Raw genomic sequence first — 13,843 nt, forward strand, 5'->3', positions numbered from 1 at the left:
ATGAAGGTAATTCGAACGCTCGCGATCGTCGGCGGATTGGTGATGTCCATGCCGGCGTTCGCGCAAGGCATCCCGGTCTATGATTCCAGCACCTTCCTGCAGACGCTCTCGACGGTGAAGAACACCTTGTCGATGATTGAACAGGGAAAGCAGCAGATTTCGCAGGCAACCGAGCTCTACAACAGCGTCAACAAGCTGACGAACGTCAATCAGATTGCCTCGTCCCTGAACACCGATGCCGTTCGCCACCTCTTGCCGAGCGAAGCACGCGATATTCAGCGCCTCATGTCATCCGACACCACGGGCCTCGGCAGCCTTGGGACCGCCGCAGATCGGATCCGTAGCAGCAACCGTGTCGAGCTTCCCGAGCTGCGCCCGGATGCGACGGCTTTCGAGCGCTCGAACCGCGATTCCATTTCCCGAAATGGTGACATGGCGGCGCGCGACGCGGCCATTGCCGAGGCAGCGTATGGCGTTACCGCCCAGCGGACGACGGGCCTCGAGGAACTGCGCTCGTCGCTCGACACCGCGTCAGACGCGAAGGACGTGATGGATATCCAAGCCCGTGTCGGCGTGGAAAATGCTCATATCCAGAACGACGCAGTGCAACTTCAGGCTCTCACAATGAGGCAGCAGGCGGAGCAGCGGATTCGATCGCAGCAGGAGAGCGAGCAAATCTTAGCAAGAAAGCTTGGGAGCCTCCATCAATGAAGGCAACCATCTTCAAGGCATTCGCGCTTTTGGTCCCGGCATTTCTAGTCGCGTGCCAACCCCCTGCGCGCGGAAAGGATTACCTCAAAGCCCACCCCCAAGAGCTCGCGGAAGTCCTGAAGGCGTGCGCAGATGGCACGCATCGCGACGCACAGGAATGCTCGAACGCAGAGAGTGTGAAGACGCTTGATCAAAAGCTGCGCTCGCTGTCGCCGGCCCATTGACCGTGATGGAAAGATGAGATGGCCGACGGGCTCTTCACCACTCTCTACACCAACATCGACGGCAAGCTCGACATGTTCCTCAACGAGCGCTTGAACAATGTCATCGAGGTTGTGCGCGGCCCACTCGCGCTTGGTTTGGTCATCTATATCGCGCTGTTCGGCTACATGGTGATGCGCGGCATCGTCAGCGAGCCGTGGGGCGAGCTTGTCTACCGAATGGTGAAACTGTGTTTGCTCTACGTTGCGGCCACCACGGTCGCCTACACGGAGTGGGTAACTAATCCCCTGTTTCACGGCATGCCTGATGCGATCTCGCAGGCGTTGGCGGGGCATACCGTCACGAGCGTTGGCAACGTGTTCGACGACTTTTTCAGCCAGTGTGACGTTATTATCGCGAGGATCGAGACCGAGGCGGCAACCTACAGCGATATCAACCCATACAAGCTCGTTTTGTACGTCCTGAGCCTCGGTCTTAAAGCGCTTGCAGGACTATCTGCGGCGATCGGCTTCTCCATCACCGTTTTCGCGAAGGTGGCGCTGGCCATCATCATCGCGCTCGGACCGATCTTCATCGCCCTTTCGCTCTTCGAGACCACGCGAAGGCTATTTCACGGCTGGCTCGGGCAGGCCTTCAACTTCATTGTGCTGATGGCAGTGATCATCGCGATCACGGCCTTGATCACTGACCTTGGTGCTACCGCGATTACCGCATCCGAAGGTGTTGGAGACGCCGCCTTGGGTGCGGTGCTTTTCGCCGTTTATATTTTCTTGGGAACGATTTTCTTCTTTCAGGCCCCGTCGATCGCGACCGGCATTGCCGGGGGCGCGTCCGCCGGCATCGGCGCCTTCGCCGGTTCTGCGTGGGGGTCCATGGCGGCACCGTTCCAGCAACGCCGTATCGCTCGCAACAGTCGCAATCTCGAACGGGCCGCTCAGCGCGGCGGTTCGGTCAGCCGCGCATGAGGAAGGAACACCCAATGACGAGGCCGTCCACGATAGTCCGTGCGCTCGCACGATCGGCGGTCGTCATCGCCCTGCTCCCGACGCTCGCCCAAGCGGCTTCCGGGCCGAAGAAGCTGCCCGTCTGCAATGGCAAGCACCTGCGCGACGTCAACATCTATGGGAGCGTTCTGCCGGGCTCGCCCATCCCCGCCGTGGTGGCGCCCCCTGCCCCACCACCCGTGCCGCAGATCAAGCAACCAGCTGATCGCGGCACACCGCCCCCGCCCGTTCCTTTGTCCGAGAAGACATCGGCGCGAACGGCTCCCAGCACCTATGGAAGCTGCTGATCATGCGGAATCAGACCGAAGGTGTCCCGGCCAAGGACGCCGAACTCTATTTCGGCCACGCCCGATCCTGGGATCAGGACCGTCAGCGCAAATCGTTACGGTCCGAACGCATCGCCTGGATGGTGGCCGGCCTGGGCCTGCTTGCCGCAACCGCGGAGGGTTTCGCACTCGCGGGCCTTGCGCCGCTGAAGACGGTCATGCCGTACATCATTCGCGTCAACCAGACGACGGGCGCCGTCGACGTGCAGACCACCGTCACCCAGAAGCCGATGCGCTATGACGAGGCGGTCACGAAATTCTTCCTCGCGCAATATGTCCGGACCCGGGAAAGCTGGTTGCCCGCGGCGGCCGAAGAGAATTTCCGCGCCGTCACTATCCTGTCTGAACCAGGCGAGCAGCAACGCTGGGGCCGGTTTTTCAGCTCGAACAACGCCGCGAGTCCACAGGTCGTGTGGGGCAAGGGTGCGGTCGTGCAGGCCCGCGTGCGCAATATTGCCTTCATCAACGATCGTGTCGCCAACGTCCGCTTCACGCGAACAGTGCAGACCGACACTGATACGCAAAGCAGCGACTGGATCGCGACCGTCACCTTCCGGTACACGAATGCGCCGATGGCGGAGGGCGACCGCTATCGCAACCCATTGGGGTTCCAGGTCGAGAATTACCGCGCGGACCCCGAGGTGGTGCGGTGAACCGCCTTCTTCCCATAGCGAGCCTCCTCGCCATTATAGCGGCACCCGCTCTCGCGGAGGACACGCCGCGCGGTGGGCCGGCGGATTCGCGCGTCAAGTTCGTCGAATATCAGGAGACCCAGGTCTACCGGATCGTCGGCACATTCCGGACGGCGACGCAGGTCGTGCTCAGCGCCGACGAGACGATCGAACATGTCGCGCTCGGCGACACCGTCTCCTGGGAAGTGGCGGTTGCCGGTCACATTCTGTTCCTGAAGCCGCGTGAGCGGGCCGGACCGACGAACCTTATCGTCACGACCAATCGCGGGGGTGAGCTGCGCAACTACGCCTTCGAACTGACAGCACGCCGGGGACCGATCGGCAGCGGGAGCCGCGATACGTTCTTCCAGGTTCGGTTTCGCTATCCGCGCGACGAAGCTGACCGAGCCGCTCGCATGCGCGCGACGCAAGAAGCACAGCGCGTCGCGGCATTGCAGGCGAGCGCAGTTCGGGGAGCCCTTGACCACGGCGTCATCGATGGACCGCGCAATCTGAACTACAAGGTCCAGGGTGCGAGCGATCTTCAGCCGTCGGAGATCTCCGACAACGGCCAGTTCACGGTCCTGCGTTTCCCCGGCAATCATGAGATACCGGCGATTTATCTCGTGCGCCCGGACGGTTCGGAGTCCTTGGTCCCATTCGATGTCCGGGACGAGTTCGTGGTCGTCCACGCCGTGGCGGCTCAACTGCGCCTGCGCAGGAACCGGGAGGTGCTGTGCATCTATAATCTCGCGCCGACACCCTACGGCGTCGATCACGGCACCAACACAGCGTCGCCGCATGTCGAACGCACCATACAAGACCCGAAGGAGTGAGCGCGATGGACGAGTCTGCGGCCGAGGCCCCTCGTCGCCCGCAAGGCGATCCAACACCTGAACGCGACGAAATCATCCGCGAGCGCGGCATCGATCCGATCGGTGGGATGACACCGGCAAAGCGGAACACCGCCCTGATTTTCGCGGGAACGGCGATGGTTCTCGGCATCTTGTGGGTCAACTCGGGGCCAAGCACCAACAATGCCGGCAGCCTGATGGGCAAACCGGAGTCGATGGCCAAACGCCCCGATCTGGCAGCGCGCGAGACCGTCGCGTATGATGCCGTCGCGGCGAAACCCAAGCCGCTTGGCGCTCTCGCCGCAGATCCCAACGCACCCGTCATCAATCCTCCACCTGGCACGCAGGTCGTTGGCCCTGACGGACAGATCGTTCCTGCCATGCAACCGGGCGCAGCGCCGGCAGGCGCGCCGCAGAATACGCGCCAGAACCTGGCCGACCAGGCACGGCGATCGACATTGATCGCCTATGGAGGGCGCGATGCGGTACAGCTATCGGCGGGTGAAAGTGGCGCAGGTAGCGGCACCGCAAGTCCGGACGGCGCCGCCGATGGTGCAAACGCTACGGCCGCCCGCGGCGCACCCAATGCGCTCGACGCGCTTCGGCAGAGTTCGGCGGTCGGCGAGGCACGGGCCTCGATGCTGCCCAACCGCAATTATCTCGTCACCGCCGGCACGCTGATCCCGTGCATCCTCCAGACAGCGATGAATTCGGCGCAGCCCGGTTATACCTCGTGCCTGATTCCGCGCGACGTCTATTCGGAGAATGGCCGTGTCGTGCTCATGGAGAAGGGCACCAAAGTCCTCGGCGAATATCATGGCGGCATCCAGCAAGGGCAGAACCGCCTGTTCGTGTTGTGGACGCGGGCCGTCACGCCGCAGGGCGTGCGCATCGATCTTGCGTCTCCGGGGTCGGACGCCCTTGGCCGCGCCGGCATCGCCGGGTCCGTGGACACCTTCTTCTGGGCGCGCTTCGGTAGCGCGTTGCTGCTTTCGCTGGTCGACGACGCCGCCTATATCGCCGGGCAATCCGTTTCAGGTGGGAGCAACAATTTCAACAATACGACCCGGACCCCGAGCGAGGGGGCGAGCATCGCGCTCCAGAACAGCATCAACATCCGACCGGTGCTGAAGAAGAACCAGGGCGAGGAGGTCGGGATCTTCGTGGCCAAGGACTTCAACTTCGCCGACGTCTACAATCTCGAGCTGCGGCGCTGACCCATGAGCGATACCGCCGTCCTGCGCCATTATCTCGCGCCGATCCTGCCGCTGCTGGAGCCGGTCGAGGTCACCGAACTGGTGATCAACAAGCCCGGCGAAGTCGGCATCGAGGATCATCGCGGTTGGCATTGGCATAGCGTCGCCGAGCTCGACAGCGACTGGCTGGCGACGCTGGCCGTCGCGGCCGCAAGTTTTACCCGGCAGGACGTCAATGCCGAGACCCCAATCTGCTCGACGATCTTGCCGGGCGGGGAGCGGTGCCAGATCGTCATACCCTCGGTGACGCCGAACGGGGCGCCGTCCTTCACGGTGCGCAAGCCGTCCCGGGTCAACCTTGCGATCGATCAACTCGCGCAGACGGGCCTGTTCAAGGGAACCCGTTCAGCAGCGCTTGGGCTTGGCGAGGTCGATGCCCAATTGGTGGCACAGCGCGACGCCGGCGACTGGCCGGCTTTCTTCAGGACCGCCGTCGCCGCCCGCAAAAACATCCTGGTGAGCGGCGCGACCGGCTCGGGCAAAACCACTTTCGCCAAGGCGCTGATCCAGTTGATCCCGCCCGACGAGCGGTTGCTCACGATCGAGGATACGCGCGAGCTTGTCGTCGAGCATCGCAATGTCGTGCACATGGTCTATTCGAGCGAGCGACAGGGCCTGGCCAAAGTCGGCCCCAAGCAGCTGCTCGAAAGCGCGCTGCGCATGCGGCCCGATCGCATCCTCCTGCAGGAGCTGCGAGACGGCACTGCCTTCTTTTATCTGCGCAACGTGAACTCGGGCCACCCTGGCTCGATCACGACCGTCCATGCCGGCTCGGCCATGGGCGCTTTCGAGCAGCTCACCTTACTGGTGAAGGAGTCCGAAGGCGGGCGCGATCTGGCCCGCGACGATATCCGTGGGCTGCTGCACATGCTGGTCGATGTCGTCGTCCAGACCCGCAAGCGCGCCGGAAAATTCGAAGTCGAGGAGGTGTATTTTGACCCGCCTGTCGGACGCTCGACCGCTCACTAAAGTCGCGATCGTCGCGGGGATGCTCGCGGCAACCTTCTTGGCATGTGCTTTGTGCGCGGTGCTGGTCGCGCTCGTCGGCCTCAACCAGATCGGCCCGCGCATGCAGATCTCGGCGATACCCGCATGGCTCTGGTATTACCGCGGCGATCCGCTTCTGCATCTGTGGCTGGAGCGCGGTGCGTTGGTCAGCGGCGCCATCGCCTTCGTCATCGTGCTCATCATCCTGAAGCGGGGGCGCACGCTCCATGGCGAGGCACGGTTCGCGCGCGAAAGCGAGATCCGGCGCGAACATCTGCGCAGCGACAGCGGGATCATCGTCGGGCAGAAAGGCGGCCGCTATCTGGTTTTCGGCGGCACCGAACATGTCTTGCTCGAGGCGCCGACGCGCGCCGGCAAGGGCGTCGGCGTAGTGATCCCCAATCTTCTGAGTTGGGCGGACTCGGTAGTGGTGCTCGATGTGAAGCGCGAGAATTGGGACATCACCGCTGGTTTTCGCGCGCGCCATGGCCAGTCGGTCTATCTGTTCGATCCGCTCGATCCCGAAGGGCGAAGCGCCCGCTACAATCCCTTGAGCTTCATCGACCGGCTCGACGACACCGATGTGATCAATGAGCTCCAGAAGATCGGCGGCATGTTGTTTCCGGCTCCGGAAAAGGCTGATCCGTTCTGGGCGGAGGCGGCGCGAGCCGCCTTTGTCGGCGTCGGCGCCCTTGTCGCGGCCAATCCCGCCCTCCCCTTCACGATTGGCGAAATCTATCGGCGACTGACGACAGGCGACCCCAAGGTCGAACTGCCGAAGGTCGTCGAAGAGGCCCAGCGCCGCGGCCAGCGGTTGAGCCAGGCCTGTGTCTCGGCGCTAAGTGACTTCACCTCCGCGTCCGACAACACATTTTCCGGCATCAAGCAGACGATCACCTCGAAGCTCAATCTCTGGCTCAACCCCTATGTCGATGCCGCGACGTCGGAGACCGATTTCGATCTGCGCCAGATCCGCCGCGAGCGGATATCGATCTATCTTGGCGTGTCGCCCGACAATATCGACCGGATCGCGCCCGTCTATAACCTCTTCCTCCAACAGCTGATCGATCTCAATACGCGGGAACTGCCTGAAAATGGTGGCCGCGTGCCGGTGCTCATTTTGCTCGATGAGTTCGCCCGCCTCGGCAAGGCACCGGTCATCGCGTCGGCTTTTTCCTACGTTGCAGGCTACGGGCTTCGCCTGTTGCCAGTGATCCAGAGCCGGTCCCAGCCCCGCGGTATCTATGGCGTGGACGTCACCGACGAGATCATCGCCAACTGCGGTCTGGAGATCGTATTCACACCCAAGGAGCTGAAGGTCGCCAACGAACTGTCCGAGCGGCTCGGCTTTTTTACGATGAACGTCAAATCGAAGAGCCGGACGATCCATGGCCTGCTCGCCAACCGCAGCGTGTCGGAATCGGACCAGCGGCGCGCGCTGATGATGCCCCAGGAACTGATGCAGATGCCCAAGGGAGACCTTCTGCTGATGCGCGGTGGCATTCCGCCCGTCAGGGGCCGCAAGATCGAGTATTTCCGCTCGAAGCGCTTCACGAACCGGATCAGTGACCCACCCAAGGTCGCGCCTCGCCCGATCGCGATCAACGCCGTGTCGTCCGCCGCCAAATTGGCAGGCGGGGCGAGCAGCAGTGATCCGTTGGCGCAGGCGCTTAGCGCGAAGCGGGCTGCTTTGTTGAACGACGGTCCAGAGACTGCGGCAACGGAGCAGGCGCAATCCAGCGCGCGCGCGTTGACCGATGACGAACTGTCGGGCTTTGCCGAAATCACCGATGACATGTTGGTGCTCGGCGACATGGTGGATCTGCCACCCCCCGGCGACGAACAGGCCGCTATTGCCTTTGTCACGGCGATGACGGCCCGGGCCGTTCTTGAGCCCGTGGGTGCCGGCGCCCAATCTCCAGCATTTGTGACCGAGAGGCATGACCGTGGCAGAGAGTGATCGCAAGCAATCGGGTACGGCGCGGACCACTACCAACAGCGTTGGCATCGACGCCGCCGAACGGCGCAAGGCGCAGGCGCCTGGGTCGGCTCCGCCGGAAAAGTCGTCGCCTGGGGGACCGAAGGATGGTCCGACTGAAGCGCCTGATCATGCTGGCGCTGTCGGTGCGCCGCGAAGCGCGCCCAAGGTGTATTCGATCGAGGCGGGCGATGTGCCGGACAGCGTGCGGAAGCGCTATTATGCCGACAAGGCGAAATGGTCGGGCGAACCCGCCTTTTTCACGACGGCGCAAGCGAAGGATCCCGCGTTTCGCGATCAGGGCCGGCGCCTGGTCACGGCGACGGAGAGCCAGGAAGTCGTCAAGGATCTGGTGGCGATCGCACAACATCGCAATTGGGATCGGATTCACGTCACGGGATCGGAAGAATTTCGGCGATCGGTCTGGATCGAGGCCAGTCAAAAGGGGCTCGAGGTACGTGGCTACAAACCCAACGATCGCGATCTCCAGGAGCTCGACCGGCTCCGCGGAGAGACGAACCGTAATTCGATTGCGCCCATGGCAGCCCGTGACGTCGATGTCGCCCGTGGGTCAACCGGGATAAGCCGCCAGAGCGACGGCAATGGTTTGGAACGACCGGATGCCCGGCGCGGCGATCGTGGCGACACGCCGAATGATCGTGCGGCCGATAGTCAGATGCGCGTGATGGAAGCGGTGATCCGACGGACATTGTTCGACAATCCCGAAGCGGTCGCGCGGGTGATGACAGTCGCCCGTACACAGCTTGATGCGCATATTGCGGCGGGACGCAATATCCGACCGGCAATGGTCAAGGATACCTCCCCCAGCGTCAGGCAGGATATCGTACGCGGCCGTGACCCAGCCACGCCCCCCATCCCTCGTCCAGGTCGCGAGCCCAAGCCCCAGGAACGCAGCCGGTCTCGGTGACCAGGGATCGATCGGCTCCTGGTTTACGAACCGCCACGTTTGTTCGCCTGTGCCGAGCATTTATCATGATTGATAAACTGCGAGCGGCCCAACCCTAAGCCTGTCGGATGTATACTGTCTGCGCGGAGCGTCCCACAAAGCGCGACAATCTTGCCAGATAATATAATCGCCGTTATATCGAACGCGCCATACATCGCCCAGAGAGGCTCAAATTGCGCGAAGGATATAATCTCAAGACGCTTGGACCTCGTGCCGCTCAGCTGATCGTCGAACTGAACGAGCGCCGTCAGCCGATTTTTTCGCTCGCGGACGTCACCGAGATCACAGGTCTGAGCCCATCATCGGCACGCAGCCTCGTCGCGAATACCGAAGCGCGCGGGATCGTCACGCGCCTAAAGCCTGGTCTCTACAATCTGGTGCCATTCGAGCGGGGCCGCGACACCGAGCATGTGAGCGATCCTTACCTCATCGCAAGAACGCTGGTTGGCGACGCGGACTACTTCATCTCCCACGGCAGCGCCCTCGAGCTGCACCGCATGGTCACCCAACCGCAGTTGGCCATCATCGTCTCCTGCGCCAAACGCCTGCGCCCGCAGCACATCCATGGGTATGAGTTCCGCTTCGTCGACGTCAAACCGCAGGATTTCTTCGGCCTGACCGAGATCTGGATCACATCCGAAGAGCAAGTCAGGGTCAGCGACCCCGAGCGGACCATCATCGATGGTCTCGACCACCCACAATATGTCGGTGGTGTCACGGAGGTTGCCAAGGGACTTTGGATGAAGCGCGACACGCTGCGGGTCGAACTGATGATCGAATACGCGCTTCGCCTCGGCGTTGGCGCGGTGATCCGCCGCCTAGGCTATCTGCTGGAATTTTACGGGCTGGCCGACACAGCCGCATTGGAGCCGTTGCGCGCGCGGCTGACGCCGACCTATCAGCGCCTCGATCCCCTGTTTCCCAATGAGGGCAGGATGCTGGCCCGATGGCGCATCCGACTCAACGTCGAGCCCGACGAACTCGATATAATCCGGAGCAGCTGATGATTCCCCAGCGCGATCTCTCCCGTATCGCCAACGGCCTTCTCAAGCCTCGCGGCCGCCGCGTGCCCGAGGCGGTGATCGAACGCGACTATTGCCTGGCCTGGTTCCTGACCGGCCTGGCCCAGCATCCATTGCGCGAATTTCTCGCGTTCAAGGGCGGCACGGCACTGCGCCGCTGCTGGTTCGAGAATTACCGCTTTTCCGAGGATCTCGATTTTTCGCTGATCAAACCGATCGACCTGGACGCGATCCTCTCCGGCCTGAACGAGATCTTTGCCATCGTCGAGGCGGCGTCTGGGATCAACATGGCCTATGACCGGCCCGACCGGCATGGCCATCAGAACACCCACACCTTCTATCTGAGCTACAAAGGCCCCCTGCCCGCGCGCAGCGACGTGAAAGTCGATATCACGATCAATGAGGTGTTCTGCTTTCCACTGGCTGAGCGCCCGATCCTGCGGACCTTCGAGGAATTTGCCGACCTGCCGGAAGGCCCGACCATTCTGGCCTACAGCCTGGCGGAGATATTCATCGAGAAGCTGGCGGCCCTGTCGGACAAGGCCCGCACCGAGCCGCGCGATCTCTACGACCTTTGGAATTTGCTCGAGGAGCGTGATATTCGACCAGCGGAATATCTCGCCGAGTTCACCCAGAAGCTCGCCCTTCGGGAACGCATGCCCAACGGCGTGACCGCCGCGATCGCCGCTAAGGAAAAGCGTTTAGGCACGCTTTGGACGGGGCGGCTGCAGCAACAGATGAGCGATCTGCCGCCATTCGAAGGGGTGTTTCGCGAGGTTATGCGCGTTCTGCGCGAAGCCGACCTGCCGGAGTAGAGCGCGCCGTTCATCGCCCCAACGATGGGCGTAAATTAATAGATTTGCTTGCTGATTCTGCCAAAGGTTATGGTGGTCAAGTTCGGGGGATGAGTTGGACGACACGCAACGCTTTGCCTATGGGCTCAAGTTCGAGAATGCCTTTCTGCGCGAGCGCGGCAAGGCGTTCGAGAGCCTGTTCGCCCGTATCATGGCGCATGCCTTTCCGGGCGATTTCCAACCCGTCCGTCCTTACGGTCCGAAAGGCGACCTGAAATGCGATGGCTTCCGGGCCAGCGATGGCACCGTGTTCCAATGCTATGCGCCCGATGCAATGAAACTCGAACCCCTCCTTGCCAAGGTCGATGAAGATTTCGCAGGCGCGCTCGTCCATTGGACGACAAAAATGCTGCGGTGGGAGTTTGTCCATAACGACAGCCGCGGCCTCCCGGCCGAGGCCGTCAAGAAACTCGCCGCGCTCAACGCCGCGAATCCGAACGTCGCCTTGGCCGTCTGCGGCGAAGCGGAATTGCGGCTGATCGCCATGTCGCTCGCGCTCCACCAGCTCGAAGATCTCTTTGGCGCCGTTCCATCGGGCCGTGTGATGGAGAAGCTCGATTTCGAGGCGTTGCGGCCGGTGCTGCTTGCAATTCAACGGCAGGAACCGGACGCGGAACCATCGCTGGTGGCGCCGTCGGCGGCAAAGCTCGAACGCAATGCCCTCTCCCAGGACGCAGCCGGGCTGCTGCGGCAGGGCCGCCGCCGGGAGCAGTTGGTCGAAGCCTTTTTTGCCGGCTGGCCTGATCCCGACCTCGGCGAAGAGATCGCACAAGCGTTCCGGGTGCGCTATCAGGCCCTGAAGGCGGTCGGGCTATCACCGGACGATATCTTCGGCGAGCTTCAAGCCTTCGCGGGGGGTATGACCGGAGAGCCAGCGCGCCAAGGCGCGGTGCTCGCTGTGCTTTCCTACTTTTTTGAGCGTTGTGACATCTTTGAGGACGCGATTCGAATCGACGCGATATGATTCTACCGACCAAACATATCCGGCCCGATCGGGCGCTCCTGGCGGTTGGTGCCGACGTGCTCGGCTGCCTGCGCGAGCCGATGACCGTCTCGCGTCTCTGGGATGAGATACGCATTTCTCGCAGCGATCGGGCGGTGTCGGCACCGATCAATTATGACTGGTTCGTCCTGGCGCTCGACCTGCTGTTTATCGTGAAGGCCGTGCAGTTCGATCGTGGTCTGGTCCAGAAGACCGTTTCATGATCCACGGCCTTTCCAGCGACCTTCCGAGCTTCAAGAGCTTGGCCTTCCGGCCCGGGCTGAACATCCTGCTCGCTGACAAGAGCGATGGGGCGACCGATCGGCAGTCCCGCAACGGCGCCGGCAAAACCAGCCTTGTCGAGCTAATCCACTTCCTGTTCGGCGCCAATGCCGACAAGGACAGCATTTTCCGCTCCGATGAACTGGCAGGCTTCAGCTTCGAGGCCCGCGTCGATATCGGACCGACGCTCGTCGATGTCGCGCGATCCGGCACCAAGCCATCCCGCATCCGATTGCAGGGCGACACATCCGATTGGCCGATCGCCCCGTCTCTCGAAGCCAAGACCGGCGATCTGGTCATCAGCAACGAAAATTGGCGCGCCGCATTGGGCGCGCTGCTTTTCCGCCTGAACCCGGATGTGGACGACGAAGCAAACGGCCGCTTTCGGCCGAGCTTTCGATCTCTATTCTCCTATTTCGTGCGGCGGCAGAATAGCGGCGGGTTCGTGTCGCCCACACAGCAATCCTCGATGCAGCAGGCTTGGGATCAGCAGGTAGCGATCAGTTATCTCCTGGGCCTCGACGCGAGCGTGCCGCAACAGTTTCAGGAGGTCCGCACGCGAGAGCGCGCGATGGCGGAGTTGCGCAAGGCGGCAAAGGACGGCAGTCTCGGCCGTTATTTCGGCACGGCGGCTGATCTCCGGACCCGCATGACGATCGCCGAAGCCCGTGCCAGACGGATGCGCGAGCAACTCGACACCTTCAATGTCGTTCCCGAATATTCGGGGATGGAGCAGGAGGCTTCGCAGATCACGCGAGAGATTTCGACACTCAGCGACGACAATACCGCTGATCGGGAACTGATCCTACAGCTGCGCGCGGCGATCGACAGCGAGCTTCCGCCGGCGACGACCAGCCTGGACCGCCTCTATCGCGAAGCCGGTGTCGTACTGCCGGGATCGGTCGGTCGCCGCTTCGAGGAAGTGGAAGAGTTTCACCAGGCGATCGTGCAAAATCGGCGATCGCATCTGACGTCCGAGGTCCAGGCCGCGGAAGATCGTATCCGCACGCGCGATCGTGCGCGCGAAACGCTTGATGGCCGTCGTCGACAGCTGATGGGCATCCTCCAATCCGGCGGCGCGTTGGAACATTACGCAGCGCTCCAGCAGGAAGCCGGTCGCGCGGAGGCGGACGCCGAGGGGCTGAGACAACGCCTCACGACGGCGGAACAGATCGAAAGCACGAAAGCCGAACTCGACATTGAGCGCGCCCGGCTCCTGAAGACGCTTCAGGACGATCATCACGAGCGTCAGAGCATCATCGAGGAAGCGATCCTCGTCTTCGAGGATCTGTCCAACGCGCTTTACGAAAAAGCCGGGAGCCTGACGGTCAGCGCCACGCCCAACGGTCCCCAGGTCGATATTCGTATCGATGCCCAGCGCAGCAAGGGCATCACCAACATGCAGATATTCTGCTTCGATCTCATGCTGGCCGAACTGACCGCCCGCAGGGGCATGGGGCCGGGTTTCCTGGTTCACGACAGTCATCTGTTTGACGGGGTCGACGAACGGCAGGTGGCCAAAGCGTTGCAGCTCGGCGCCGATCATGCTGCCGCGGTCGGATTCCAATACATCGTCACGATGAATTCGGATGCTTTGCCGAAGGACGGCTTTCGTGACGGCTTTGATGTTAGTGCCTATGTCCTCGACACCAAGCTGACCGACGCAACCGAAACCGGTGGGCTATTCGGACTGCGCTTTAACTGAAGTACGCCCCTACCCCAACTTA

At 62.3% G+C, this 13,843-nt stretch carries 15 protein-coding genes; all 15 read left to right on the top strand.

Translation table 11 applies throughout. From position 1 onward, the window contains the following. The 15 genes from AC07UX_RS16675 (at position 1) to AC07UX_RS16745 (ending at position 13,821) form a co-directional block, all read left to right on the top strand. Positions 1-711, top strand: a complete 711-nt coding sequence (locus AC07UX_RS16675) for a TrbJ/VirB5 family protein (protein ID WP_495193104.1) — start codon at positions 1-3, stop codon at positions 709-711. Further along, complete coding sequence (locus AC07UX_RS16680) at positions 708-935, top strand: EexN family lipoprotein (RefSeq protein WP_179563579.1); 228 nt, start codon at positions 708-710, stop codon at positions 933-935. Before AC07UX_RS16675 ends, AC07UX_RS16680 begins: the two co-directional genes overlap by 4 nt. An 18-nt stretch (positions 936-953) precedes the next feature. Then, positions 954-1,898: a TrbL/VirB6 family protein gene (locus AC07UX_RS16685; protein ID WP_495193105.1), complete on the top strand. Its 945-nt coding sequence runs from the start codon at positions 954-956 to the stop codon at positions 1,896-1,898. Positions 1,899-1,912: 14 nt separating this feature from the next. Further along, on the top strand, positions 1,913-2,224 hold the full coding sequence (locus AC07UX_RS16690; RefSeq protein WP_495193106.1) for a hypothetical protein: 312 nt from the start codon (positions 1,913-1,915) through the stop codon (positions 2,222-2,224). A 2-nt stretch (positions 2,225-2,226) separates the two neighbouring features. Continuing rightward, on the top strand, positions 2,227-2,916 hold the full coding sequence (locus tag AC07UX_RS16695) for a VirB8 family type IV secretion system protein (RefSeq protein WP_149524004.1): 690 nt from the start codon (positions 2,227-2,229) through the stop codon (positions 2,914-2,916). Continuing rightward, complete coding sequence (gene virB9, locus AC07UX_RS16700) at positions 2,913-3,770, top strand: P-type conjugative transfer protein VirB9 (RefSeq protein WP_495193107.1); 858 nt, start codon at positions 2,913-2,915, stop codon at positions 3,768-3,770. Before AC07UX_RS16695 ends, virB9 begins: the two co-directional genes overlap by 4 nt. Positions 3,771-3,775: 5 nt before the next feature. Beyond that, complete coding sequence (gene virB10, locus AC07UX_RS16705) at positions 3,776-5,005, top strand: type IV secretion system protein VirB10 (RefSeq protein ID WP_495193108.1); 1,230 nt, start codon at positions 3,776-3,778, stop codon at positions 5,003-5,005. Between the two features lie 3 nt (positions 5,006-5,008). Further along, the gene (gene virB11, locus AC07UX_RS16710) at positions 5,009-6,013 is read left to right on the top strand and encodes a P-type DNA transfer ATPase VirB11 (protein ID WP_489000535.1); all 1,005 of its coding nucleotides are present in this window, start codon (positions 5,009-5,011) and stop codon (positions 6,011-6,013) included. Positions 6,014-6,032: 19 nt separating this feature from the next. Beyond that, positions 6,033-7,991, top strand: coding sequence for a type IV secretory system conjugative DNA transfer family protein (locus AC07UX_RS16715; protein WP_489000594.1), 1,959 nt, complete (start codon positions 6,033-6,035; stop codon positions 7,989-7,991). After that, complete coding sequence (locus AC07UX_RS16720; protein WP_489000536.1) at positions 7,972-8,937, top strand: LPD7 domain-containing protein; 966 nt, start codon at positions 7,972-7,974, stop codon at positions 8,935-8,937. Before AC07UX_RS16715 ends, AC07UX_RS16720 begins: the two co-directional genes overlap by 20 nt. 212 nt (positions 8,938-9,149) lie before the next feature. Continuing rightward, positions 9,150-9,980 (top strand): type IV toxin-antitoxin system AbiEi family antitoxin domain-containing protein, encoded by an 831-nt coding sequence (locus AC07UX_RS16725; protein ID WP_495193109.1) that lies wholly within the window; start codon positions 9,150-9,152, stop codon positions 9,978-9,980. Continuing rightward, the gene (locus AC07UX_RS16730) at positions 9,980-10,813 is read left to right on the top strand and encodes a nucleotidyl transferase AbiEii/AbiGii toxin family protein (RefSeq protein ID WP_489000538.1); all 834 of its coding nucleotides are present in this window, start codon (positions 9,980-9,982) and stop codon (positions 10,811-10,813) included. The genes AC07UX_RS16725 and AC07UX_RS16730 overlap by 1 nt, the downstream gene beginning before the upstream one ends. A 94-nt stretch (positions 10,814-10,907) precedes the next feature. Then, entirely contained in the window at positions 10,908-11,816 is a 909-nt protein-coding gene (locus tag AC07UX_RS16735; RefSeq protein WP_179563571.1) for an ABC-three component system protein, read from the top strand. Further along, the gene (locus AC07UX_RS16740) at positions 11,813-12,058 is read left to right on the top strand and encodes an ABC-three component system middle component 6 (protein ID WP_021243503.1); all 246 of its coding nucleotides are present in this window, start codon (positions 11,813-11,815) and stop codon (positions 12,056-12,058) included. The genes AC07UX_RS16735 and AC07UX_RS16740 overlap by 4 nt, the downstream gene beginning before the upstream one ends. After that, the gene (locus tag AC07UX_RS16745; RefSeq protein ID WP_149523997.1) at positions 12,055-13,821 is read left to right on the top strand and encodes an ABC-three component system protein; all 1,767 of its coding nucleotides are present in this window, start codon (positions 12,055-12,057) and stop codon (positions 13,819-13,821) included. The genes AC07UX_RS16740 and AC07UX_RS16745 overlap by 4 nt, the downstream gene beginning before the upstream one ends. The last annotated feature ends 22 nt before the right edge of the window (positions 13,822-13,843 follow it).

It is taken from the genome of Sphingobium sp. GW821-FHT02B05 (assembly GCF_059421905.1).

What these genes read in the sequence shown, in the direction of transcription:
- AC07UX_RS16690 (WP_495193106.1), top strand. Translation starts at nt 1,913, where the DNA reads ATGACGAGGCCGTCCACGATAGTCCGTGCGCTCGCACGATCGGCGGTC.
- AC07UX_RS16675 (WP_495193104.1), top strand. Translation starts at nt 1, where the DNA reads ATGAAGGTAATTCGAACGCTCGCGATCGTCGGCGGATTGGTGATGTCC.
- AC07UX_RS16740 (WP_021243503.1), top strand. Translation starts at nt 11,813, where the DNA reads ATGATTCTACCGACCAAACATATCCGGCCCGATCGGGCGCTCCTGGCG.
- virB11 (WP_489000535.1), top strand. Translation starts at nt 5,009, where the DNA reads ATGAGCGATACCGCCGTCCTGCGCCATTATCTCGCGCCGATCCTGCCG.
- virB10 (WP_495193108.1), top strand. Translation starts at nt 3,776, where the DNA reads ATGGACGAGTCTGCGGCCGAGGCCCCTCGTCGCCCGCAAGGCGATCCA.
- AC07UX_RS16715 (WP_489000594.1), top strand. Translation starts at nt 6,033, where the DNA reads ATGCTCGCGGCAACCTTCTTGGCATGTGCTTTGTGCGCGGTGCTGGTC.
- AC07UX_RS16730 (WP_489000538.1), top strand. Translation starts at nt 9,980, where the DNA reads ATGATTCCCCAGCGCGATCTCTCCCGTATCGCCAACGGCCTTCTCAAG.
- AC07UX_RS16720 (WP_489000536.1), top strand. Translation starts at nt 7,972, where the DNA reads ATGACCGTGGCAGAGAGTGATCGCAAGCAATCGGGTACGGCGCGGACC.
- AC07UX_RS16685 (WP_495193105.1), top strand. Translation starts at nt 954, where the DNA reads ATGGCCGACGGGCTCTTCACCACTCTCTACACCAACATCGACGGCAAG.
- AC07UX_RS16695 (WP_149524004.1), top strand. Translation starts at nt 2,227, where the DNA reads ATGCGGAATCAGACCGAAGGTGTCCCGGCCAAGGACGCCGAACTCTAT.
- AC07UX_RS16745 (WP_149523997.1), top strand. Translation starts at nt 12,055, where the DNA reads ATGATCCACGGCCTTTCCAGCGACCTTCCGAGCTTCAAGAGCTTGGCC.
- AC07UX_RS16680 (WP_179563579.1), top strand. Translation starts at nt 708, where the DNA reads ATGAAGGCAACCATCTTCAAGGCATTCGCGCTTTTGGTCCCGGCATTT.